The organism is Paenibacillus sp. MER 180, from assembly GCF_023713665.1.
In the GTDB taxonomy this organism is placed as follows: domain Bacteria; phylum Bacillota; class Bacilli; order Paenibacillales; family Paenibacillaceae; genus Paenibacillus_B; species Paenibacillus_B suaedae.
Window position 1 is genome coordinate 66,960 of the sequence record NZ_JAMAVT010000009.1, and the last position, 26,369, is coordinate 93,328.

Sequence of the window (26,369 nt, forward strand, 5' to 3'; positions counted from 1 at the left end):
AGTATTTGACCCAACCTCTCTTTTGTTCAAGCTACACATTGTCTTTATTACACTCATCTATCTCATTGATGACTTTGATAACAAACTGTTTAAACGTTGGCAACTCAAAAAAAGCACGAACAGAAATAGTTACACTATACCGTTGACGAACTGCAGCAGTAATACGCATCGCTAATACTGAATCCCCACCGAGTTCAAAAAAATTATCATTGAAACTAAAGTTCTCTATTTTTAAAGTATTTTTCCATATTTCCTTGATAAACAATGACTCTTGTCTACTTTCTATTTGTTCGTCAGTAGCCGCAACCTCCACGTACAGTTTGGCCGAACTCCTACTTAACAAAGCAGCTCTGTCCAGTTTCCCATTTGAAGTGTAAGGGAACTCGTTTACTAGGAGGAAGTGTGCGGGAACCATATAGTCAGGAAGTAACTTTTTGGTGTATTCCCTAATGTTTCTAACGATAGGTGCCACTAAATCTGACTCTAAATGAGAATTCACGATACCCTCTAATATTACAAACGCTACTAATTGGCTTTCATTAGTAGACAGGTCTTTTTTCAGTACGACAGCTTGATTTATCCAAGGGCATTTATTTAAGGTTTGTGTAATTTCCTCTAGTTCAATTCTGTATCCCCTGATTTTAACTTGGTTGTCTATTCTGCCTAAAATATCAATATGGTTATCTGGTAAATACCTTCCTAAATCTCCAGTCCGGTATAATCTTTCATTTGTCTCAGGATGAATGATAAAACTTTGACGGGTCCGATCGAAGTCTTTCCAATATTCGACTGCCAATCCGACACCACCAATATATATTTGTCCGACGACTCCATTCGGACATAGTTCCAAACGGTCATTTAATATATACAACATTTGATTATTTAACGGCTTGCCGTAAGGGATATTATTCCAATCACTCTCGACATTATGGATTGGGTAACAGATAGACCAGATGGAAGCTTCAGTGGCCCCGCCTAAGCTAATAACCTTCGCATTCGGTACATACTGCTTGATTCGGTTAGGCAATTGAAGCGGTATCCAATCTCCGCTAAGCAATATTACGCGAATATGCTCGTTTGTTATTGGAGGATGCTGCTCTTCCATATAATCCATATAAATACTCATCATCGAAGGAACTGAATTCCATATTGAGATTTTCTCTCTTTCTACAAACGCTGCAATTAAGATAGAATCTTTAACGGTTATTACTTTCGGAATGATAATGGTTGCTCCAACATCCAAAGCTCCGAACACATCATAAACAGATAAATCAAATCCTAGCGATGAAAATGCGGCGATTCTATCATCACTTGTGACATTAAAACGGCTATTAATATCTGTTACCGTATTCATTGCACCTATATGGTCGATCAAAACTCCCTTAGGCTCTCCAGTCGAACCTGAGGTATATATAATATAAGCCCAGCCTTGTGGATGAACACGGCGTTCATAATCAGAGCGCTTATTTGCAGGCATATCAAGTGCATCGAGTTCAACGACTCTCACTTCAGCACTGCAAGCATGTACAAGCTCTACTATTGAAGTCTGTGTAAGAATCGTTTGCGTACTGGAATTGGCTAGTATCGTTCTGATTCGGGCTTCAGGCAAACTAGCATCTAAAGGCAAGTAAACAAGTCCAGCTCTAAGGACACCCAAGACGGCGACAACTTGCATCCAACCTTTTTCCAACAATACGGCAATGGGGCGATCCATATCCGACACTTGTTCCTGCAATAACTTAGCAACATGACTTGAAAGTATGTCTAATTCGCGATACGTGATCGACACGTGATCATTCTCACTCACAATGGCCACATGTTCGGGTCTCGTAATAACTTGTTCCTCAAATCCATCGTAGAGAAGTCTGCTAAGTCCCTTATTTACAATGTAATCTTGAAATCTTCGCTCTTCCTGCAAATCATGAAGCGGAATCAAACTTGTAGCTTCCCACATTTGCTCATCCGCACACAAGCTATCGATCACCTTCAAAAATGTTTGATACATATGCTCTGGCATGTTTTCAGGGAAAACATCACTCATGAAATCCCAGTTAAATTGCAACGAGCCATCAGACAATTCATCAATTTGAAAGTCCATCCACACTTGAGGGGATTGATTGCTGCGATACACTTCTGTTCCCAGCCACTGACTATCTGTATCCTCACCTTCTACAAACAGCCCTGTAAAAACCACGGGCATGGAAGCTGTAAGTGCATTCGTCGATTTATTGATCTCCCTCATGACTAACGTTCCGTTAAAGTACCGATGATCTAAGTCACGTAATAACTGTTCCTGAATGCAAATAGCCCGCTCCTTAAAAGTTCTGCCTAAAGTAAGATCAACTTCTAATAACAAGGTTGAAGTGAATGAGCCTACTAGTTTATTCACATCCTTGTGAAATGGAATACGACTAAAGATTGGCATATTTAATGTAAATCTTTGGCTCGAACTCCATCTTCCTATAATTTCGGCATATACAGATAAAAGCAATCCAGAAGGCGTCACACCAATACGAGATGCTTGTTTCTTAAGCAACTTCCACAAGTCTGATCGAATCACTCCTGCTTTACCCAACAGATTGTTAGACTCGTTTGACTTCATCTTCAGTATTGGTAATTGCGGTGCTGCTGGTAGGGTCGGGATTTTATCCATCCAGTATTTACGCGCATTTTGATAAAGGTTGCTTTGCTTAAATTCTACTAGGGTAGTTACATAATCGCGATACGATATTTCTAGCTTATCAAGCTGCATATCTAAATTTTCATATAAGGACATCCACTCACTGTTTAAAATCTTATCTGTCATTCCATCCAAGATCAGATAGTCAAATTTAGTATGGATAATCGTCTTATTTTCAAACGTGCTGGCCCGAATTTCAAATAAAGGCCACTGACCGCTTTGAGAATTGTTCTGTTCCATTTCACGTCGAATCTCGAGAAGTTTCTTCTGCTTCTCTACTTCGTTCAGCCCATTCAGCGTCTCCAATTTGATGGTATAAGGTGGCACTTCATTTAGGATTTGTTGCTGGCCATCATCAAACACAACCGCCCTTAACATATCATGTCTCACGATTAGACGAGAGAAAGCTTTATTCAATCTAACGAGATCTATATCTTCGCAATGTACTTCCCTATAGATATAGCTCCCAATTTGACCATATTCATAACCCTCGTTTCGACCAATAAAGTAGCCTTCTGCTAACTCGGTTAATGGAAACGGTTCATAAATAAGTTCTGGAGTTGAAATAATTGTAATAATATCGTTATCTTCCGTTAAATCAGATATGTGTAATTGTTCTTCAATTATTTTCGCTGTTTCTTTTGGAGTTGGGAAATCCATGAATATGTTGGATGATAAATTAATCTTGAATGTCTTATTTAGTTCATCAACTATGTCCAAACTTGCTAATGAATGTCCTCCAAGCTCAAAAAAGTTATCATCTAGGCCTATCGGATAAACGCCTAATTCGACCTCCCACGTTTCAACCACTTTCTTTTCGATCTCACTACGTGGATGAATGATATCTTCCTGAAACTCAGTTCTCATATATATCGTCGGTTCATAATTAGAAATTTGTTGGTTCGTTTCGGATAATTTAGTTTGATTTGTGTTTGAATCAATCGCATCAATCCAATACTTTTGCTTATCAAACGAATAGGTCGGAATTTTTACTTTGGCAACATCACCAACGCTCATATTACGCCATTCAATATCAAGGCCACTGTTCCACAAATAACTTACAGCACTCAAAAATGAGCTGTAGGCACAGCTACTATCTAATTCGAGACCTAATCCAACATCCAAACTAAGTATTTCAGAATCGTCTCTCAATCGAGCATGCGAATTGGTTTGCTTTTTCTTCAATAAGGTTGTCCAATATGCGAAGTCAGTCGCTTGCTCCTCAGTAATCCAATCCCCCGTTATGTTTGATATAAAAGGAATTTTAGGTGTAAACAGTGTTCGCTTCGGTTTATAATGTTCTAGTAATTGATCCAATTCGTTGGTTGATACTTCGACTTGCTTATTTTGTGAAAGCCGATCACGGAACACAGCTAATCGCAGCGAATCTTCTAAGCTGAAAACATCCGCCAAACAAGCCGCTACATACTCGCCAAGATCAGCCCCTGCAATTTTTTCAGGAATGACGCCAATCTCCATCCATAACTTCGATAACGCATACTCAATTGTAAATAGGATAGAGTGATTGTTCTCAGACAATGTTATTGCGAATTGACTATCATCATGATTTGATTGGTTAGTAAACACTTTCTTAATGTCCACTTGTGCAATCTGAAGCAATAACTGGGAACATTTCTCCACTTCTTTGCGGTAAATGGAGTCTTGTTTGTATATCTCACGCCCTAATGTCATATAGTGCGAGCCTGATCCTGCGAGCTTAAAACAGACTCCTTTACTTTCTTTCTTCTTAAATGGTTGTTGCTCATTTAGGAATTTCAATAATAGTTCGCGCGCTTCTTTGTTGCTTTTAGCAACGATTGATTGTCTATAAGGAAACGCATGCCGCCCAACTCGAGATGTGTAAGCAACATCTCCAAATCGAGGTGCCTCCTCTTCCCCAAGGAAATCGCTCATCTGTATCAAAGCATCTTTTAATGATGTAGAGGTATTAGCCGACAATGTAAGGATGTGGCTGTTTTCTTCAGGCTCATTTCTGTCTAGTGTAAAAGCTTCTTGCAATATGATATGAGCATTAGTACCTCCGATACCAAACGAACTTACTGCCGCTCTTCTTGGCGTTCCAGTCAGAGTTAGGCTTTCCCAAGCTTTTAATTCGGTATTTACATAAAACGGTGACTCTTCAAGCTTCATTTGCTTATTCGGTTCGTGATAATTAATGCTAGGAGGAATTTGCTTATTTTCTAGTGCGCATACTGCCTTTATCAGACTCGCCACCCCAGCTGCTGCATCCAGATGTCCAATATTTGGCTTAACAGAGCTAATAGCACAGTGACCATTCTTGTTTACATTATAGACTTGACTTAAGGCTAACAATTCGATCGGATCTCCAAGCGGAGTTCCTGTACCATGGGTTTCAATTAACGTAATACTTTCTGATGCGACTCCTGCATTGTGAATGGCTTCCGCTAATACTTTTGCTTGCCCTTCAATACTAGGTGCTGTGTATCCCATTTTAAGAGAGCCATCGTTGTTAATTGCCGAACCTTTAATGATCGCTCTAATCCTGTCCTTATCAGTAATCGCATCACTTAATCGTTTAACAATTACAATACCTCCACCATTTCCTGGTACAGTACCATTTGCTGCTTCATCAAAAGCCCGACATTTTCCATCAGGTGAATATATTCCACCCGGTACAGCCGGGTAACCTTCATGTTGTGGAAGCTGTACAGATACCCCGCCAGCGAGTGCGAGATCACATTCGCCCGTTAATAAACTTTGACAAGCTAAATGAATCGCGACCAAGGAGCTGGAGCATGCTGTTTGCACTACCAAGCTCGGACCTTTTAAATTCAATTTATAAGAAATAAGCGTAGAGATAAAATCGTTTGCACTAGTTACAAATGTAGAAGTTTGACTTTCTAGTTTGCGCCGCCCAATCCTAGGCAATAAATGATGTAAATAATAAGAATTCTGCCCTGCTCCAGTAAAGACGCCTACTTTGCCTGACACATGCAGGGGATCATATGCTGAATCTTCTAACGCACTCCAAGCACATTCCAGCAGTAGCCTTTGCTGTGGGTCGAGCATTTCCGCTTCACGAGGATTAAATCCAAAAAATGCTGCATCAAAGTATTCGATATCAGGTAATATTCCTCTTGAACCGATATATGGAACATCAGTATCAAAATTTTTATCTAATTGATGATTAATACTCTCGACTCCATGAGAGATATTTTCCCAAAAGTCATCTATATTCGCAGCACCTGGGAATCTTCCTGCCATCCCAATTATTGCAATATCCAGATCAGACACATATTGATTAGAAATCAGAATCTACTCCTCTCTGATATTTTAAGCTTATTTATCTGCCCTAAAGTTGTTTCTTCTATTTCTTAAATTTAGCAATCTCTCGTTTCTACTATGTTTTTCTGAATCCGGAGTTGTCGGTATTTTATTATTACTTTCCCCTTTGTTACGGCTATTAATAAAGGCTATTAACGTATGAATTGTAGGGTACCTGAACAAGTCCATCATCGACATACAATCACCAAAATGTGAAGTCAACCTATTGTGCAGATCAGTTAAAAGCAAAGAGTGACCACCTATTTCGAAAAAGCTCACATCATAGTTGGTTACTTGCGTCCCCAACACTTCTTGCCAGATATTGCGTATTATTTCCTTATCCGTACTCTTATTTAGCTTGGGTTCAATATTTGTTTCTTCTTGTGATGATTCCATCTCTAGTAATTTCTTTTTATCAATTTTGCCGCTAATATTTAAAGGAATTTGATCTATAAATACAAACTTACTCGGAATCATATAAAATGGAAGCTTCTCCATTAGATGTGTTTTTATTAAATCAACCGTTACTGTTTCTGAATCTGAAACAATGTACGCTGTTATATAATCTTGCAGATTGTTTTTGATGTTCGGTATAATTGCAGCTTCTTGAATGTAAGCGAGCTGTTTAATCGTTAGTTCAATTTCTTCTGTTTCAATTCGATACCCTCTTATTTTAAGTTGGTTATCTACCCGCCCCACATACACAATATCTCCATTTTCATCGTAAGTTGCAAGATCACCCGTTCGGTATAGTCTTGCCCCAAGCGTGTTTGAATATGGATGTGGTATGAACTTTTCAGCGGTCAGGCCAGGACGATTTGCATATCCTCTGGCAAGACCCTTGCCACCAATAAACAATTCGCCAACGATTCCGATTGGTACAGGATCTAAATTACGATCCAAAATGTACGCTTGAACATTGTCTATCGTTTTTCCCAAAGTTACCCGATTGCTTAAATGATTAAATTCCAAAACTGTCGTACACACGGTGCCTTCAGTTGGACCATATGCATTATAAAAACGAGTGCATTGGCTCCATTTGTTTGCTAATTTGAGACTGCAAGGTTCCCCTGCAGAGGTCACACTTTTGATATTCATCGCCTCCTCAGGCAAAACCGAGAGAACGGATGGAGGTAAAGTAACCCTTGTGATCTGATTGTTTTGTATAAAAGTGACCAAATTTTCTCCAGGCAATAACTCTTCACTTGTTCCAACACACAATGTTGCTCCAGCAGCCAAACAAGGGAATATATCCGTCACAGAAGCATCGAAGCTTAAGGAAGAGAATTGCAATATCTTGTCTTCAGGCGTAATATTGAATATTTTTATATGGCTGCTGATCAAATTAATTACAGAACCATGTTCAATATAAACACCTTTAGGCTGGCCCGTGGATCCTGAAGTATATATGACATATGCCAAGTTGCGCTTGCTAATGCCTACATCCAAATTATTTCTGTCACATGGAATTACGCTTTCCGGTATTTTTGATAAATTTACAATTTTCACATTCGGATGTTGACTTTTTATTTCGGCCTCACTCTCGGATATGACAAGGAAAGCTCCTGAGTCTTCTATCATGAACTTAATTCGCTCAGAAGGATAATCAGGATCAATTGGCAAGAATGCTCCGCCTGCTTTCAAAATAGCCAACATCAAAACGATCGAGCGCATTGATTTTGCAAGATGTAGACCCACTAAAGACTCTGGTCCAACACCTTGGCTTATTAAATACCGAGCCAGTTGGTTAGCTTGTTCATTTACTTCACCATATGTTAAAGACTTGTCCGTTGATCTTATCGCAATCGCATCATAGTTAAGGTCAACTTGTCTTTCAAACAGACGATGTACAAGTTCTTCATCTTCAAAACATTTATATCTATTAGAGGAATAAGCCATCTCAATGGGCTCTTTCTGCTGCACATGCGATCGATTCCATGTATAAAGCAACATTTCTTTTTCTACATCGCTAATATAAGTTACTTGTTGTATCGGTACTAATACATTTTCGAGAACCTTGTTAAGCACTTGCAAAAAATGAGAAGACATCCTGGCAATTACCGTATCCTCAAATTTCCCAGCATCATATTCCATTTTGCCGCGCAATCTTCCATCCATTTCTTCAAAACCGATATACAAGTCATATTTAGCAAAACCAAAATGATGTTCAACAAACTGAATATCCAAGTCTGAAAGAGTGAAATTGAGCTTCTGCTCAACTTGAAATACGACATTAAAAAATGGAGATTCTCCATTCATCCGTTCAGGCTGTAATTCTTTTACGACCATTTCAAATGGGATATCTTGATTATCAAAACCTTCTATTACCGTCATTCTCACCCGTTCAATCAATTGCTTTATGGATATGTCATCTCTTATTTCTGTATTTAAAGCTAGCATATTGACAAAGAAACCGATTACATTATCGTATTCTTTTAAATTACGGTTTGCGACAGGTGTACCCACAACGACATTTTGACTGCCTGAATATTTAAACATTAAAATTTTTAGTACTGCCAGTAAGCACATGTAAACTGTAATTTTCTCTATTTGACAGAAATCAATTATTTTATTCCATATTTCATGTGGAATATCAAAAGAATAATGCCCAGCCTTTTTATTACTCGTATCCATGATTCTATATTTAAAAGGTACAGATGACGGTCTATCAATTCCATTTAATTTATTTTTCCAATAAGCCAACTGATGCTGAAATAAAGGTTCAGTTAGCATGCTATTTTGCCAATGAGCAAAATCTTCATATTCCTTTTTCAATTCAGACAATACTATTTTTTGATCATGAATAAAAGCATAATATTGAGCGGATATTTCCTCTAGCATGATATTTAATGACCAAGTATCTACAGCTATATGATGAGTCACCAGTAAAATAATATGTTCTTCTTGATCCAGCTTAAATACGTAACTCCGAAGCAATAGATCTTTCTCTAAGTCAAACGGAATCGCGGACTTAGACTCTATTTTTCGGCTTAAGACCGTTTGCAACACGTCGGAATTAATTCTTGTCAAATCAACAACGTCCATTACACTTCTATCTACTTGCATTGCATACGGTACCATTTCTTGATCAGCACGTCTAAATGCTGTTCTTAACGCTTTATGACGCTGAATAACGATATCGATACTGGATTGCAGAGCATGTAGATTGAGTTCACCTTTTATATAAAAGGTAATTGGCACATTGTAAATCGGACTATCAGGAAGAAGCTGATTAATAAACAACATACGTTTCTGTCCTGAAGATGCATTCTTTTGAACTTTTTGAACGGCCCTATTCCTATGATGTTCATATGAATCTTGAACTAAGTTTTCTTTTAACTGTTTAATATAGGCAGCTAAATCTGCTATTTTTGAGTATTTGAATATAGCACTTGGTTGAACCCCTACATTCAGCACTTTTCTTATATTCGTAAGAAGTCTTGCTGCTATCAGAGAGTCTCCTCCCAGATAAAAAAAGTCGTCTTCAATTCCAACTCTTGCATAATTCAAATATGTAGCATATTGATCGCATAAAAGTTCTTCATATTGATTTGTAGGTGGAACGAATACCTTTTCTGATTGATGTACGCGTTGTAGTTTTGATAGCGCAGAGAAATCCGTCTTACCATTTACAGTAATCGGGATTTGGGTGATGGAAACAAAAGATGACGGTATCATATGAGATGGTAATTTGGTGTTAAGAAACTGCCTTAATTGTTTAGACATTTCTTGTGAATATCTTAGGACAGAGGGTTCGTTATAAAACGAATGCAACGATTCCGTATTTCGGTACTCTAAAAGTTTATGCTGGAATACATCCTTTGGATCAAGTGTATTACCTATCTTGGTGAGAATGAGATCGTAGTTGCCGTTAGCATAAACATTACCCCAACTAATATACGAACGATAACCGATTCTTTCAAATACTTGTTCCCATTCATCTAGATCATATGCCCCCTCGGCATCTAATAATGGGTCTAATGATGGCCACCTATGATCTTTGATATTCGGTATCAACGTATTGTTATCGATCGTTTCTTTGTACTTTATGACTCCGGCTAACCTATTATTTTTAATGTTAGTAATTGCAATAGCATCAGGATTCTCTAGTTGCAACTTCTGTATAATATCAAAAGTAGACAGGCTCTCCTTTTCCTTGTCTATATAACTGATTTCCGGAAGAACATTCGTGATAGGTTTACCCACATGCAAAATGACATCATATCTATACTTTGTTAACTCATTATGATGTTTGCCTCGCTTTGGCAAAATCTCCACGTGTGTAATACCTTCTATTTCTTTAGAAAGTGCATAGAAGAAGTTGGGATGAACCAGCAATTCTTTTTCATTCATTCTTCTTTTTAGAATATTACTATTCAATTTAGAAAGCTGTACATTGGAGTCCTGATTGCTCCATTCACAATCAAAATAGAACAATTCCATTAAATGTTTGCTTCTAACATCTCCGATGAATACAACCCCACCTGGTTGAACTCTTGCTACTGATTTTTTAATTACATCGATGAAGTATTCACCATCAGGGAAATACTGAATGACAGAATTGATAATAATGGTATCAACGCTATTAAATTCAATATTGCTGAAATCAGAAGCTTGCTGGTTTAGAATGCGCAACCGACCTGATGCCACATAGCTAACTAGATCACTGCTATGTTGCTTGGTAACAAGTTCTGAAAGATCTGTAGCGATGTAAGATCTTACCTTCGGTAAAATTTTTGTTAACAACAATCCTGTGCCACAACCTATTTCCAAAACATTAATAGGTTTTAACGATTGAATTCGCTCAACTGTGTTGTTTACCCATTCTAACATTTCATTTTGTGGAATCGATTTATTATCAATACTGCTTCTCCAACCGGCTAGATTAAGTTCTTCACCATCATTGTTGTCCGTTTTTTGGGAATACACATCTTCAAATATATCCTTCCATTCGTCGATCTGCTCTGAATATGATATGCGTGCTTTATTAGTCCGGTTTGCAACGATATAGCTAACCAATTTATCGATATCCAGAGCATCTTTTTCAGACACTGTAACAACATCTTTTACCATTGGGTGGTTCAGTAACACCTGATTTATTTCGTCCAGTTCAATTCTAAATCCTCTGATTTTAACTTGACCATCATTTCGACCTAAATATTTATACTCTCCGTTTGGCATAAGACAGGCCAAATCTCCAGTCTTGTATAGCCTGCCGGCACCAAATGGATTAGGAATAAACCGTTCAGCAGTTAACTCTGGTCTATTCAAATACTCTTTGGCAAGCCCATTTCCTGAGATGTACATTTCTCCAACTTGTCCATCACCAACTAGTTGAAGTGTCTCATCAAGTAAATATATGTTTAAATCAGCTAAAGGCTTTCCAATCCCAATTACTCCACTTTCTAATACAACAGATCGTACAATTTCGTGATAAGTTACATGTACTGTCGTTTCTGTAATACCGTACATATTGATTAATGAGGGCTGACTATCTTGGAAATGATGCAACCATACTTTCAAATGTTGAAGACTTAATTTTTCTCCACCAAAGATGATTTTTCTTAATTTAAGCTGCGCGGAGCTTTCTTGGATTTTCACGATATTCGTCATTTGCCAAAAAGCAGACGGTGTTTGATTCAAAATTGTAACTTGTTCCCTAATAATAAGGTACCAAAACTCTTCAGGTGAACGACTGACTTCAAATGGTACAATAATAAGCGTTCCCCCATATAAAAGACAGCCAAATATTTCCCACACTGAAAAATCAAACGAAAAAGAATGAAATAACGTCCAAACATCCATATGATCAAAATTGAACAATTGTTCTGTTTGAGTAAACAGTCGAACCATATTTCCGTTCGTTATACAAACACCCTTCGGCTGGCCTGTCGTTCCAGAGGTGAAAATGATGTAGGCAGTATGTTCAGCCAGCCTAGTAATGTTAGGATTTGTTCTAGATTTTTTAGTATCCAATGAATCTAAAAGAATTGTTTTTGTTTGCCATGCTTCTGGTATGTGATACTGCAAAGAAGCTGTACATATCACATACTCGGCTTGTGTTTCTTCGAGAATGAACTTCACACGTTCCATAGGGTATTGCGGATCAAGTGGCACATATGCAGCTCCTGCTTTTAGAACCCCCAATATGGCTACAACCATATTAATCGACCTATCCATGCATATTGCAACCATTGAACCAGGTCCAACATCTGATTCAATTAAGTAATGAGCCAATTGATTGGAGCTTTCATTCAATTGTGTATATGTTAGTGTTTCATCATTACATTTAACAGCAACTTTTTCCGAATAAACCTCTGAACATAGTTCAAATTTCTGAATTACGCTAGAGCAACCTAAGCTTTTGTTCACTATTTGTTCCTCCCAAGGTGAACTCAGTTTTTTCGAAATAGAGTTATTAAAGATATTGATTATTTTTCATCCATTCTAATACTTGTTCGGATTTCCCCTGTTCAATAATCTCTCCATTTTCAAGAACGATAATATGATCGGCATGCTGTAGGACATACGGTCGATGTGAGGAAACAAGTATAGTCTTTGTACCGCGCATCTCCACAATATTATTCCAGACGCGTAATTCTGTATTTAAATCTAAACCGGCTGTCGGATCGTCCATGACTAGCAGCTCCATATCTCTCAATAACATTCTGGCTAATGATGTTCTTTTCTTCTGGCCACCTGAAATACTAGCTCCTCTTGGACCTACAACTGTATCTATTCCATCTTTGAAATTTTGAATATCTCCATTTAGTTCAGTGATATCTATTACACGATGCAATTGTTCGTTAGTAGCCTGACATCCAAGTAATATATTTTCCTTTAGACTTTCACTAAACAGAACAGGTAATTGTGGAGCATAAGAGAAATAGCTTGATTCAAACTTGTTGTCATTATTAGTGATTTCACATTCATTCCACTTTATTGATCCAGAGGTTAGAGGGAGATGACCTACTACTGTTTTTAATAATGTAGATTTCCCTGACCCTACTTTGCCTGTTAACACGGTTACGGATCCTCTTTCAAGTTCAAAGCTGATATTTTTCAGGCCTTTATTCGACTGAGGATAAGTAAATGTAACATCGTTCACTGTAAACTTCTTCAATCTATCACGGTTCGTAGCTGACGACTTATATTCTGGTAATTGGTCATCCATAATACTTTCATTATGACTAACCAATTTATCAGCCATTTTTTCTTGGATTAGACTTTGCAACCGTTCTACAGATACATTCACTTGACGATATTGGGCCGATAGGGATCCAAAGCGTTTTATAAGCTGTGATATCCAAGTCAAGTAGTAAGTAAATACAGCAAAATCTCCAATAGTGAAATTTCCATTTCGAATTGAATTAGCTGCCAAAAGGAGAATAACACCAGCACCAATATCAACAATGTTAGTAAATATAGAGTTTAAAAACGACGTATATACGGCTTCCTTGACCATGAATTTATGCCTAACCTTGCTTAACTTCGCAAAGCGAGCGAGAACATGTTTCTCAGAACCGGTTAACTGAATTGTTTGTACAGAGCTGAACATATCCCCGATAAATCCAGTGATAGCATCTGTAGAATGTCTTGAATTGACGCGGTATTTTACGATTCGTTTTCCAGTAATATGCAATATTGTCATAATAATAATTAAGGGTATAACCACTATCAGTGTAATCATGACATCTATTCTAAGCATAATAACGAATGCCGCAAGAGAAAAAACAGCTGCACCAATCACGTCCAGCAACGAACTGTAACCCGGAAAAGTAACAGTGTCATCCACATCTTCCCTAAAGGAAGTAATGGCCTCTCCGGCAGATTTGTTTAGTGCCTGCGCTGCGGGCATCGCAAAAATTTGCTTTAACATGTTCGTTCTCAGCAACGCACCAACCTTATTTTTAAATGTTACATCTACTGGAATATTGACTGTTATTAATAGAATTCGTACGAATTGACCTGTAAACAAAATAATAATAATTTGAATAATCGTTGTATATTCTGGACTCCCACTGTTTAATACATCAAAGAATGCACCGCTAACATAGGCAGGAACCAAAAATAATGTCCAACCAAATACCGCCAAAATCAAGTTCAAACTATACAAACCTGGAGTATATTTAATCAAACTCCATATGAGGCCTTTCGTGTTCATACTGAGCCTCCTCCACTTTCAGCTGCTACAAGCCTCTTTAAATAAGAGTCAGAAGATTGAATTAACTGATCTCTTTCACCTCGCTCAACAATTACACCTTGCTCTAGCACCATGATTTCATCGGTATACTCTATTGTTTTCAAACGATGCGCAATAATAATTCCTGTTCTACCTAAAAATAGTTTCTTTGTAGCTCGAAGTAATAACTGCTCAGTAATTGTATCCAAATGAGAAGAAATCTCGTCTAAAATAATGACTTGCGGACTCATCATGTAAATGCGTAAAAAAGCTATTATTTGCGCTTCTCCCGCGGAAAAGTTTGATCCGTCCGATTTGATCTCGGTATCTAAACCTAATTCAAGCTGCTCGTACCAACTCCACAAATCCAACTCCTTGAAAGCTTTCAAGATAGCTTCATCTTTCATTTCATCATTAAACATCGTAATATTATCTCTCAAAGTTCCAGTCATTAATTGCACATGTTGCGAAATCATAGCCACTTTTGATCTTAGAAATGCGACACCAATGTCTCTAATGTCCACTCCGTTTAGACGTATTGAGCCCTTTACTGGGTCATACAATCTAACTAGTAATTTAGTTAGAGTTGATTTACCGCTACCTGTTTTCCCTAAAATAGTCATAGCTTTACCCGCATCTAAAGTGAACGACACATTATCAAGTACAGTAGTGCCCTCTTGGTAACCAAATGTTACATTATCAAACTGAACACTAACTAAATCCCCTAAATCCTTTGTAACTTGATTATCATGAATCGAACTTTGTACATCTAACAACTCTTGAGTTCGACGAATACTCGCACCCGCACGCTGAAAGTCTTGCACTTGCGAGGTGATTTGTTCAATAGGAACCCTGAGCATATTCACATAAGCGAATACCAAATAAGCAGTACCGATCGTTATTTTCCCATTCATAAATAAGAAAGCGATAATAGCTAGCGCCAAGACATTTCCCAATGTAAAAAAAGCAATGGAACATGCCCAAATTACACCGCCATACAAAAATGCAGTTCTTTCAGTTTGTAAGCGTTTTATCAAAATCTGATACATCCTCTTAAATACATGAGTTTCAGCTCCAACAGCTTTAACATCTTCAATTCCATTCAACCGTTCTTCCAAAAAACCGTACAATTCCGCACTCGTTTGTCTAGCTTCTCCCCAGTACTTTATAGCTAACCCTCTAATTTTATTTAGAATAAAAAAAGAAATCGCACTAAAAATCGCGAATATGATCCCTGCCTCAATATTAACCCGGAAAAGCAAAATCAAAATTCCTATCAACAACAATAAATTACTTATCATTTTTGCCCAAAAATTCGAAAAGAAATTACCTAACGTTAAGACATCACCGTCAATACGTTCAATAAATTCTCCTGTTGTCTTCTTGTTATGAAAGTCCAAATTCAAACGAAGACAATGTTCTGTAACATCTAATCTAACCTGGTTTGTAACTTTCCAAGCGATATTTGTACTAATATATGTTGAAATAATATTGAAGATCTGTGTCAGAATAGCAATCCCAATATAACCTAGGGCTAGTATAAACAACATTTGAAGAGGTTGTTGATTAACTGCGGCGTCTATGAAGTAAGCTAACACCTGAGGATTTAAAAGCATAACAATTGTACTAATTAGCATAATCATACATAATACAATTAAACTAACCATTTCATGCTTCATATATTTCGTAAGGAAACTATTATTTTGGGTTCGCAACATGCTAAATTTCCCCCTAAAATGCACTTTAGTTTACAGCATGTCTCTTAAACTTTTTGGACGCATGTCGACCCATACTTCTTTGATATAGTTTAAGCATTTTTCTCTTTCCCCTGAGTATCCTACTTTTGTCCATCCTTGCGGCACATCTTTGTGAATTGGCCAAATCGAATATTGCTCTTCATGATTTATTACAACTTCAAAAATAGCAGTCAAATCCTTCGACATTTCCCGATCCCCCAAAAAGAATTTTATTAATCGAATACTTCGTTTTTTTTCAACCAAAATTAGACCTTTGTGTAACAGTAATTAATTCTGTCGATCTCTTTAGAAATCTGTTCTGATTCAACCTCCTTATCTATCTTTTCAATTGTTGCAGCCATAGCATTTCTAGTGTCTGTTTGAAGTTCGAGCCACGGCGGCAAATAGCTAGCATTTTTGAATACAGAATTTAAAAACACTACCTTCTGAAACCGTTTAGAGGCTTACCTTTCTCCCTTAAATCTTTTAGCCACCCTTCTTTATTTATTTGTAAAATACACCATTTAAATGATTATTAAAGCTCCGTATATTGCTAATGAGTTTTCTTTGATGATTAAGATAATTTTATTTGTTTTTTATCGGATGAAAGACACTTTGTTTCGATTCTTTATGTAACTGTCATTACAGCCAAGTAAGCAGAGAATTGAACGAAATAGTATAGTTATATTAAGTAGAAGTAGTTTAGTTTTTAGAAAGCTTATACAGGCCTCGACATTGAATCTAAGGAGAATGGGGTATTTTGGTTAGATGATCTGAAGAAAACATGTCTTTTGCATAATATTACTTGAACGTATAAAATTTAGTTGTCCGATCTTAACTGTAATTCGTATGACACGAATGACGGAAAACTTCAGTCAGCAAAAGCGGTTCAAAAATTAAGTGGATGACTTTTAACCGTTATCTTTAATTTGAAGTTTTTCAAGATATGTTGATTCGAAAAAAAGGGACGCTTTAGATAAAGGAGGACTTATCGAGATGTATATGACAGCTATTAAAACTGATACCCCATCTCATATAAAAAAATGGTAGAGTGATCTTTCATTAATGCTTTTTTTTATGAGATTCTTCTACAAGAAGGAAGGAAGGAATTATAACGTTATTTGACAAATGGTTACCCATCCAATATATTGAAAAAACTCAAATTAATTCTTGAGTAATTATCAATGAGTGTAATACATAAAACTTTAGATGTCAAATCACCTTTCCTATATGTTATAGGTATATGATAAATGTCACAATAGAATAAAAGACATTGATGAGAGCAGAATTGAAGAAAGTTATTATATTGAAAAACCATTGAGGGGCAATGACCAATAAGGAGGGGCGGCAGCATTAGGTCTAGAGGAAAGGCAAGGGGACATCCACAAAAATCGAGAAAGAAAAATCTGTATGCGTTGATGGATTCAAAACTATATCAGTCGCTTAGCCTGTATAAGAGTCTGCAAAATAGATTGTGTAACCTCCCAAATCTATTAAAATGGTAAGTAATAGAAAAAGAGGAGGGACACATGGGACTTTGGACAAAAGAGCAACTGCGAGCCTTCATTAAGGAGAAAAGCTGGTAACGGCACAAGACGCGCAAAATGCTTAAAAGAGTTGTTCGCAGAAACCATTCTGGAGATGCTCTAAGCGGCTTCTCTGAAGCGATTGCCGCCTGCTATCCGAAGACCGAGATTCAGAAATGTATGATTCACCACATCCGCAATTCCACTCCCTACGTGTCATTCAAGGATCTCAAGAAAGTCACGGCTGACCTGAAGCCGATTCACAAAGCAGCCACCGAGGGAGGAGCGCTGCTTGAACTGGACCGCTTCGAAGAGGTCTGGGGCGCCAAATATCCGCTCATTGTCCGCTCCTGGCGGAATAACTGGGAGGAACTCTCAACATTACTTTACCCGAGATCCGCAAACTCATCTACACCACCAACATTGAAAGCTACTACCGGCAGCTTCTCAAAGTGACCAAAGGAAAGAGTGTTTTCCCTACCGATGAAGCCCTACTCAAAATGCTCTATCTAGCCACGATGGATGTTACCCGTAAATGGACGGGCCGTGTTCAGAATTGGGGTCAAATGCTGCTTCAGCTTTCAGTTTCTATCCGGATCGAGTCAGTAACTACTTACGTTAGAAACGCGAATCCCCTTTGGGGGATTGCTTAACATGAGTTTACACAAAAGCCCTCCTTCCTGTATAACAATCGGCATAAGCTCTTTACTAATTGATCGTGGAACAGAAGCTCACTGGTGAGGCGAAGCCTCTGTCCAATTTCGATGACCTCAGAGCATCCTATTAAGGATCGAAAACTTTTTCAACTCATAAAGTTGCTAATTTAGAAAATAGGACACTGCATGGGCCTTGTCAAAGGTCAAGCACCATAATTAATCGACGAGGGGCAGTGTCCTTAACAACATGTACCACAAGCAAAATGCCAAGTAGATTTTCATTTATCACAGCTACTACCAAACTATGATTGATTGGACTCTCCTAGCAGTTCACTTGTACAAAATCGATTCACTATAAACTGTTATAACATAGATTATGCCTCCGTAGGCAGCACAGAAGCTTGACGACGGGCGCGAGCAAGCTTCGTTGCTTCTACCATGTTGCGCAGTGCAGCTACCGTCTCCGGCTCGCGGCGCGTCTTCAGACCACAATCTGGGTTAATCCAGAACGTCTCAACCGGCAGCACACGAAGCGCCTGCTCGATGATCCGATCAATCTCTTCTACAGCAGGCACACGTGGACTGTGAATATCATATACACCCAGACCAATGCCAAGCTCATAGCTCTGCTCCTCCAGCGTAGCAATCATATCGCCGCCGCTGCGTGCCGTTTCGAGCGAGATCACGTCCGCATCCATCTTGCGGATCGTATCGACCATGTCGGAGAAGTCGCAATAGCACATATGCGTGTGTACTTGCGTCTCAGGCGCTGCTCCGCATGTTGCAAGCCGGAAAGCAAGCACTGCCCAATCCGTATAATAGACAGCGTCCTCCGCCTTAAGCGGCATACCTTCCTTCACCGCAGGCTCATCGACCTGGATCATGCCAATACCTGCAGTCTCCAGTGCTGCAATCTCTTGACGAAGCGCGTACGCCAGCTGGAATGCCGCCTGCTCACGAGGAATGTCGTCACGTACGAACGACCAGTTCAAGATCGTAACCGGGCCCGTAAGCATCCCCTTAACCGGCTGAGACGTCAAGGACTGCGCAAATGCCGTTTCCTTCACCGTCATCGGCTCTGTGAACGCCACATCTCCGTACAGAACCGGTGGTTTTACACAGCGCGAGCCATAGGATTGTACCCAGCCGAACTTCGTGAACGCGAACCCGTCCAGCTTCTCGCCAAAGTATTCGACCATGTCCGTGCGTTCGAATTCACCATGTACCAGCACGTCAATGCCGATCTCTTCCTGAATGCGAATCCAGCGTGTCATTTCTTCTTCCAAATAGGTTTCATACGTCTTCGCATCCCATTCTCCCTTGCGGAAGCGAAGGCGTGCGCGCCGGATATCCGCAGTTTGCGGCATACTGCCAATCGTTGTGGTCGGCAGGAGCGGCAGCGATGGCCAGCGCTTGCGCTGAAGCTCCTTGCGTTCCTCGAATGGAAGACGTTCAATTCCTTTTTCCTTTTCTGCACGAAGCAGTTCTTCCAACGCCTGAACGACTTGTGGACGCTGTCTTAATGGTTCTGTCCGCCATGCTTGAACACGAGCACCGCTCTCTGCTAATGCTGCACGCGTCTCTTCACTCGGGCTTGCGAAGTGACGAGCAAGTAGGGCAGTCTCCTCCAGCTTCTCATCCGCGAACGCCAATGCCTCGCGCACTGGTGCTGACAGCTCAGTTTCCCGCGCCGCCGTGAGTGGTACATGAAGCAGGCTGCATGATGGCTGAATAATCCAGCGTTCCTTCGGTACAATCCCTTCCACAGACTCCAGCCATACTGCAGCAGCCGCTAAGTCCGTACGCCAAATATTGCGGCCATCAATAATGCCGACAGCAAGCTGCTTCTGCGCAGGGAATCCGAATTGACGAAGCGCTGCTTCATTTCTCCCTCTATCATGAACAAAGTCTAATCCGAGCGTATCCACCGGAAGCGACACGAACGCTTCGTAGTCGGACACCGCATCGAAGTAGGTCTGAACCCATAATGATAAGCTTGGTGCTGCCTTGCGCAATTCGGCATAGACTTCCTTCACAGCAGCCCAATGCTCGCTTGGCATTTCCAGCACGAATGCAGGTTCATCCAATTGCACAGCCTGCACACCTTCACCCTCCAACTCGCTAAGCAACTGTCCGTATACCCCTACGAATTGGCGAAGAACGTTCAGGCGCTCTTCCGGTTTAATCCCTTTAATAAAGCGGACATAAGTATATGGCCCGATGATGACTGGCTTACCTTCAATGCCATGAATCTGCTTCGCTTGGCGATAGGCTTGCAACGGGCGATTGACCGTCAATTGCGGCGCCTTGCCTTCCCATTCCGGCACAATGTAGTGATAGTTCGTATTAAACCACTTCGTCATCTCGCAAGCTACCGCATCCTGTGTACCGCGAGCCAAGGCGAACAGCAAATCTGCGTTCACTTCTCCACCGTCATATGCAAACCGTGACGGTATCAATCCGAATGTGGCTGTCATATCAAGCACATGATCATACCAGGAGTAATCATTTACTGGAATCAGGTCAATGCCAGCGTCCTGCATCGTCTTCAGCCGAACATCATTGATGCGCGCCAATTCTTCTTCCAGCTGCTGAACAGAACTGTTCCCAGCCCAATATTGCTCCAATACCTTCTTCCATTCCCGGTCGTATCCGATCCGAGGGTAACCTGCTGTGCTTGTCTTGATTGAATGAACGGTCATCATACTGCCCCTCTCCATGAGTCAATTTGCCGTACGGGATATAGTTGTACAATTTCTATCGCTTAACACGGAATTAAGATTGCAGTTGAACGCTCTACCCCACCATATGTGACTTTATCACTCAGACTTCAGAAATTTTCATTGCATCCCAATATGCAAAAAAGACATTCCTGTCCAACAACAGAAATGTCTCGTAAACGTCCATGAAGTCATAGTGGAATAAATCGATCCTTCCGTCTCATTAGCATACTACCCTCATGCTAAGAGGAATCGAAAACCGATATCCATGCTTACGAACACTTCCCTATCTCCCGTAGGTACGAACAGTGTTGTCAAAACAGGCAGGTCTCCTGGCTTCAGCTTCATTGGCCTTTGCAGCCTTCCCGATCGATTACGACCAGTGGCTCTCTCGCAATACCTCAACTGTCACAGTGGCGGGACCGCGCCGGATTTCCAACCGGCTTCCCTATTAAGCTTCGACGTTACCCAAAGCACCTGTTTCCTCATATTCAATTGCATTGAAAGTCGCAGTCACGCTTCCCCCAATTGAGAACGATTATATATCTAACCAGAACGAATGACAAGGATTTTTTCTCATCTCTAACCAAAATAAACAAATACCGGAGCTGTGACCTTATCTTCATTAAACTCCGATTCACTAGGCGTCTATCCATGCACAATAGGCGAGCCTCTCGGCTCGCCTATTGATGATTACGGGTTGATGCGCTAGATGACCATTCCTTCATGCAGAAAGACAATATCTTCGCCTTTCTCATCTAGCGTCAATTCACGATTATCCAAGAACCATACATCATTTTGCTCCATAAAGAACGTAATGCCGTTCACAACTTCCGTCACTGCTGGATATTGCGGACTGTCTTTCATGATGCCGAATGAATAAGGTCCTGAAGCACTGAATCCGCTGTAGCGGACGAATATGCGTACTGAGTCTCCTGCTGTGAATCCCCAATCAGCCAAAAAACGCTCGACTGCCTTCGCTGTAACGCGTAATTGCATGTTCAGACCTCCTTAATCATACCTTTCATCCGATTTGATCATACCATGTGGCCGCCACTTTTGTTAACACCAAAGTTGACAGTTCGTCAATGATCCGCATAATCATTACCGCATAATACGTTCGGCGATATGATTATATGCTTCCTTCTGTTTAGGAACATCACGATCTCTACCGTGAAATTCTGTCAGGCTACAGCTTGATGCGTTGAAGCCGCAGTGCATTCAGTACAACGGATACCGAGCTGAAGGCCATAGCCGCTCCTGCAAGCCATGGGGCAAGCAATCCGATTGCTGCAATCGGGATACCAATCGTATTGTATACAAGTGCCCAGAACAAGTTCTGCTTAATGTTGCGCATGGTACGGCGGCTCATCTCCATCGCATCCGCAATGCCGTTCAAGTCGCCACGCATTAAGGTTACGCCTGCCGTCTCCATTGCTACATCCGTACCTGTACCGATCGCGAACCCAATGTCCGCTGCTGCCAGAGCTGGCGCATCATTAATTCCATCGCCTACCATGGCGACGACACTGCCTCTCTGCTGCAGCTCGCGCACATGCTGTGCCTTCTGTTCAGGCAGCACCTCTGCAAATACATCATCAATCCCTACTTGTGACGCGATTGCTCTGGCCGTACGGGTGTTGTCTCCTGTCATCATAACAACGCGTATCCCCATTTGATGCAGCCGCTCGATGGCCTTCTTCGAAGAAGCCTTCACTTGATCGGCAACGGCAACTATGCCTTTCCAGCTGCCATCAACCGCGATAAGCATTGCCGTCTTGCCTGCCTGCTCCATGTCTTGCAATGCTTCCTCCGCATCTGCGCTTGCTACCCCGTTCTTCTCCATCCATCTGCGTGTGCCGACAATGATCTGATGCCCATTCACCTCAGCCGCTATTCCATATCCAGGTTCAGCTCGAAATGAATCCGGTTCGACCGTACTGATCCCTTGCTCCGACAATCCCTTCACAATCGCCTGTGCCAATGGATGCTCGGATTGCTTCTCAGCAGATGCCAGTAAGGTCAAGAGTTCTGTCTTCTCGACTTCATTCCCATCATGCAATACAACATCTGTAAGCGAAGGAGCCCCTTCTGTTACGGTTCCTGTCTTGTCGAGCACAACCGTCTGCACCCGATAGGCGCCTTCCAGATGCTCGCCGCCACGGAATAGTACACCATATTCTGCAGCACGTCCGGTTCCCGCCATAATCGACGTTGGCGTTGCCAAGCCGAGCGCACACGGGCAAGCAATTACGAGTACGGCAATGGTTCGAGACAAGGCTACACCGAAGTTGCCTGGTTCAACAGCGAAATACCAAATTAAGAATACAAGCACCGCAATCCCAACGACTATCGGCACGAAGATGCCTGATATTTTATCAGCGATCCGCTGAATCGGAGCCTTGGAGCCCTGCGCCTCCTCAACGATTTTAATAATTTGCGAGAGCGCCGTCTCGGAGCCGACCTGAGTCGCTCTCATCGTAAATGCCCCCTGCGCATTCACGGTAGCCCCGTATACATTATCGCCGGCTTGCTTCTCAACAGGGACGCTTTCACCAGTAAGCATGGATTCATCCACGGTTGATATCCCGCTAACTACAATGCCGTCTACCGGTACTTTCTCACCTGGCCGAACAAGTACGAGATCCCCACTTGCCACATCTTCCACAGGCACTTCCACCTGTTCACCGTCGCGCACAACGGTTGCCGTTTTGGCACGCAGCCCCATCAGAGCTCGGATCGCTTGAGAAGACCGCCCTTTAGCTGAAGCCTCCAGCCATTTACCCAGAAGAATGAGCGTAATGAGAACAGCACTCGTCTCAAAATACATCTCAGGATGATGAAGCTCGCCAATCTGCCATTGCCACGCCAAGTACACACTGTACACATAGGCTGAGGTCGTACCGAGCGCGACAAGCACATCCATATTGGCGCTTCCACTACGGAGTGCCTTAAATGCGCCAACATAGAAGCGTGCCCCTATAATAAATTGAACCGGCGCTGCCAGTACCATTTGTACCCAAGGGTGCATGAACCATTCAGGCACCCAAATCCATGAGGTGAACGAAAAATGACCCACCATGGACCACAGAAGTGGAATGGACAATAGGGCAGAGACGAGGAACGTATTGCGCAATCGACGCATATTCCGCTGTGTTGGCGATTCCTGTACACTCTCGCCTTCTTCCTTCTTCAGCCGCCCCGTATAACCCAGCTGAGAGATCTTAGTCAATATATCTTCTTGCTTCAATCCAATATAGGTGACCTTCGCCGTCTCTGTTGCTAAATTGACTGCTGCCGTCTGCACTCCCTGCATACGGCTCAGCCCCTTCTCAATGCGAGTGGAGCAAGCGGCACAAGTCATTCCTTCAATTTGTAAATCCAACGTTTCTACCGGAACCTTGTATCCGAGATGCTCGATCTTATCAACGACTTGCTGCAAGGTTACTGCATCACCGTCATATTGCACGGCCGCTCGTTCTGAAGCAAGATTGACAGATGCTTCTGCGATGCCGTCCATACGATTTAAGCCTTTTTCAATTCGTGTTGCACATGCGGCACAGGTCATTCCTTCAATCGGCAACGTTGCTTGCTTTTCTGCCATTGTCATGTCCTTCTTATCCTCCTCAAACATACCCCTATACCCTATATATGATTCCAAAAGAAAACTCCTCTGAAGGAGTGTTCTTTGCAGTAATCAATCATCGTATTCAGCATAATATGAGAATCGGCGCTTAATCATTAAACGACGTCGTAGCCCTGATCCTCAATTGCCTCACGGATTTGTTCCGGCTTTACTTTGGACTCATCATAAGATACGGTTACTTGCTTCGCAGCCAGATCAACCTGTGCGGTTGCACCTGTACCTTCTACTGCACGTTCTACTGCTTGCTTGCAGTGCCCGCATGTCATACCTTCTACTGTCCATGTTTCGTTAACCATCTTACTTCCTCCTCTGTCGTCCATTCCTTAAGTGAACAGGCCATGTTCTTATTTTAGTAATTTATGAATCGTTGTTAGCAGCTCGTCGATGACTTCCGGCTCCCCGTCTTGCAATCGCTCAACGACACAACTCTTCATATGCCCCTCGAGCAGCAATTTGCCAACTGAATGAAGTGCAGACTGGATGGATGCGATCTGATTCAGCACATCGTCACAGTAGGTATCTTTTTCAATCATGGATTTCACGCCTCGCACCTGACCTTCAATGCGATTCAAGCGGTGAACCAGCTTCTTCTTCATCTCATCCGAGTGATGACTCTTCCGCTTCCCGTCTGGAGTGTGGTGCTCGCACCCTTCCTCACTTGCATGGCAAGCATCTTCTGTACCAAAAGCAGCGGTCATCACGTCATCTACTTGTTCATCGATACGTTCGTTTGACATTTGTGTATCACCACCTCATGCATTAACTATACTATACCCCCCTACCCTATGCAAGCCCTTTTTTTGAAAGCTTGCTTTTGCAGCTAACGCAAATTTCTCGCTGTGGTAAATTAGGGTTGGTTATTTCTTCGGAAAATGGTTAAAATTTAAGTGTTAGTCTGGCTTCAGGCCCATTGTCTAACAGACGAACTTATTGTTATTACTTTCGAGGAGGCACACTTATTATGACCCAAATGACAAAAGTGTCCCGCGTCGCGTTGATCGGATCGGGCTTTGTTGGCTCCAGCTACGCGTTTGCGTTGTTCAATCAAGGGTTGGCCGCTGAGCTAGTCATTATCGACGCTAACCGCAAAAAAGCAGAAGGAGATGCGATGGACTTGAATCACGGTCTTCCGTTCGCATCCAATATGCGCATATGGGCTGGAGACTATAGCGATTGCAAGGACGCTGACCTCGTTGTCATTACAGCAGGTGCGAACCAAGCACCAGGAGAAACACGTCTTGATCTAATCGGCAAAAATGCGAACATCTTCAAATCAATCGTTACTTCCATCATGGAGAGCGGCTTTGATGGATTGTTCCTGGTCGCAACAAATCCAGTCGATGTTCTTACATATGCAACCTGGAAATACTCAGGTCTGCCTGCTCATCGCGTCATCGGCTCTGGTACAATTTTGGATACCGCACGTCTGCGTTATTTGCTCGGCGAAAAAATCGGCGTCGATCCGCGCAACGTCCATGCCTACATTATGGGCGAACATGGAGACACTGAGCTCCCTGCGTGGAGCAATGTCAGCATTGGCGGCCAGCCGCTCGAGCACTATCGCAAGACACATGGAGAGCCGACACAGGAAGAATTGGATGATATCTTCCTGAATGTACGCGATGCTGCTTATCACATCATCGAGCGTAAAGGGGCTACCTACTACGGAATCGCAATGGGCTTGGCTCGCTTGACAAAGGCTATTCTGAAGAATGAGAACTCTGTGCTGTCCGTTTCTGCCTTACTGACTGGACAATATGGTCTGGATGATGTGTACATCGGCGTTCCTGCCGTCGTAAATCGCCAAGGCATCCGCGATATATACGAGCTTCACCTGTCTGAAGACGAGATGCAGAAGCTTCATCATTCCGCAGGCGTGCTTAAGCAAGCAATATCATCGGTATTCCCGAAATAGGG

11 protein-coding genes, 1 pseudogene and 1 riboswitch are annotated in these 26,369 nt (G+C 41.4%); of the genes and pseudogenes, 2 read left to right on the top strand and 10 right to left on the bottom strand.

Annotated features, from left to right (window positions below; genetic code table 11):
• Positions 1 to 31: 31 nt before the first annotated feature.
• Genes M3661_RS15845 through M3661_RS15865 form a run of 5 tightly spaced genes read right to left on the bottom strand, consistent with a single transcriptional unit; the run spans position 32 to position 16,111 of the window.
• Positions 32 to 5,956 carry a polyketide synthase gene (locus tag M3661_RS15845; protein WP_311279584.1) on the bottom strand — a complete coding sequence of 1,975 codons (5,925 nt, stop codon included), beginning with the start codon at positions 5,954 to 5,956 and terminating at the stop codon, positions 32 to 34.
• Positions 5,957 to 6,001: 45 nt separating this feature from the next.
• Positions 6,002 to 12,358 carry a non-ribosomal peptide synthetase gene (locus M3661_RS15850; RefSeq protein ID WP_251486652.1) on the bottom strand — a complete coding sequence of 2,119 codons (6,357 nt, stop codon included), beginning with the start codon at positions 12,356 to 12,358 and terminating at the stop codon, positions 6,002 to 6,004.
• Positions 12,359 to 12,404: 46 nt separating this feature from the next.
• Positions 12,405 to 14,150 carry an ABC transporter ATP-binding protein gene (locus tag M3661_RS15855; protein ID WP_065292264.1) on the bottom strand — a complete coding sequence of 582 codons (1,746 nt, stop codon included), beginning with the start codon at positions 14,148 to 14,150 and terminating at the stop codon, positions 12,405 to 12,407.
• A complete protein-coding gene (locus tag M3661_RS15860) occupies positions 14,147 to 15,886 on the bottom strand; it encodes an ABC transporter ATP-binding protein (RefSeq protein WP_251486655.1) in 1,740 nt (579 codons plus the stop codon). The genes M3661_RS15855 and M3661_RS15860 overlap by 4 nt, the downstream gene beginning before the upstream one ends.
• Positions 15,887 to 15,916: 30 nt before the next feature.
• Positions 15,917 to 16,111, bottom strand: coding sequence for an MbtH family protein (locus M3661_RS15865; protein ID WP_065292262.1), 195 nt, complete (start codon positions 16,109 to 16,111; stop codon positions 15,917 to 15,919).
• Positions 16,112 to 17,544: 1,433 nt separating this feature from the next.
• On the opposite strand from M3661_RS15865, the pseudogene M3661_RS15870 reads away from it, so the two are divergent.
• Positions 17,545 to 18,052, top strand: a pseudogene (locus tag M3661_RS15870) (transposase); the annotation flags it as partial.
• Between the two features lie 408 nt (positions 18,053 to 18,460).
• Here M3661_RS15870 and metE read toward each other — a convergent pair.
• The 5 genes from metE to M3661_RS15895 form a co-directional block, all read right to left on the bottom strand.
• Positions 18,461 to 20,788, bottom strand: coding sequence for a 5-methyltetrahydropteroyltriglutamate--homocysteine S-methyltransferase (gene metE / locus M3661_RS15875; protein ID WP_251486956.1), 2,328 nt, complete (start codon positions 20,786 to 20,788; stop codon positions 18,461 to 18,463).
• A 323-nt stretch (positions 20,789 to 21,111) separates the two neighbouring features.
• Positions 21,112 to 21,302, bottom strand: a riboswitch (cobalamin riboswitch).
• A gap of 212 nt (positions 21,303 to 21,514) precedes the next feature.
• Positions 21,515 to 21,805: a HesB/YadR/YfhF family protein gene (locus M3661_RS15880; protein WP_021256452.1), complete on the bottom strand. Its 291-nt coding sequence runs from the start codon at positions 21,803 to 21,805 to the stop codon at positions 21,515 to 21,517.
• A gap of 190 nt (positions 21,806 to 21,995) precedes the next feature.
• Positions 21,996 to 24,410 (bottom strand): heavy metal translocating P-type ATPase, encoded by a 2,415-nt coding sequence (locus M3661_RS15885; RefSeq protein ID WP_251486959.1) that lies wholly within the window; start codon positions 24,408 to 24,410, stop codon positions 21,996 to 21,998.
• Between the two features lie 137 nt (positions 24,411 to 24,547).
• Positions 24,548 to 24,748, bottom strand: a complete 201-nt coding sequence (locus tag M3661_RS15890; RefSeq protein WP_021262381.1) for a cation transporter — start codon at positions 24,746 to 24,748, stop codon at positions 24,548 to 24,550.
• A gap of 48 nt (positions 24,749 to 24,796) precedes the next feature.
• Positions 24,797 to 25,189, bottom strand: coding sequence for a metal-sensitive transcriptional regulator (locus M3661_RS15895; RefSeq protein ID WP_083189303.1), 393 nt, complete (start codon positions 25,187 to 25,189; stop codon positions 24,797 to 24,799).
• 224 nt (positions 25,190 to 25,413) lie between these two features.
• Between M3661_RS15895 and M3661_RS15900 the strand changes: the two genes are divergently transcribed.
• Positions 25,414 to 26,367, top strand: coding sequence for an L-lactate dehydrogenase (locus M3661_RS15900; RefSeq protein ID WP_251486660.1), 954 nt, complete (start codon positions 25,414 to 25,416; stop codon positions 26,365 to 26,367).
• The last annotated feature ends 2 nt before the right edge of the window (positions 26,368 to 26,369 follow it).

Bases quoted from the DNA above. Each gene is read 5' to 3' on its own strand.
- M3661_RS15900 (WP_251486660.1), top strand. From the start codon at position 25,414: ATGACCCAAATGACAAAAGTGTCCCGCGTCGCGTTGATCGGATCGGGC.
- M3661_RS15880 (WP_021256452.1), bottom strand. From the start codon at position 21,805: ATGCAATTACGCGTTACAGCGAAGGCAGTCGAGCGTTTTTTGGCTGAT.
- M3661_RS15890 (WP_021262381.1), bottom strand. From the start codon at position 24,748: ATGGTTAACGAAACATGGACAGTAGAAGGTATGACATGCGGGCACTGC.
- M3661_RS15895 (WP_083189303.1), bottom strand. From the start codon at position 25,189: ATGTCAAACGAACGTATCGATGAACAAGTAGATGACGTGATGACCGCT.
- M3661_RS15885 (WP_251486959.1), bottom strand. From the start codon at position 24,410: ATGGCAGAAAAGCAAGCAACGTTGCCGATTGAAGGAATGACCTGTGCC.
- M3661_RS15855 (WP_065292264.1), bottom strand. From the start codon at position 14,150: ATGAACACGAAAGGCCTCATATGGAGTTTGATTAAATATACTCCAGGT.
- M3661_RS15865 (WP_065292262.1), bottom strand. From the start codon at position 16,111: ATGTCGAAGGATTTGACTGCTATTTTTGAAGTTGTAATAAATCATGAA.
- metE (WP_251486956.1), bottom strand. From the start codon at position 20,788: ATGACCGTTCATTCAATCAAGACAAGCACAGCAGGTTACCCTCGGATC.
- M3661_RS15860 (WP_251486655.1), bottom strand. From the start codon at position 15,886: ATGTTGCGAACCCAAAATAATAGTTTCCTTACGAAATATATGAAGCAT.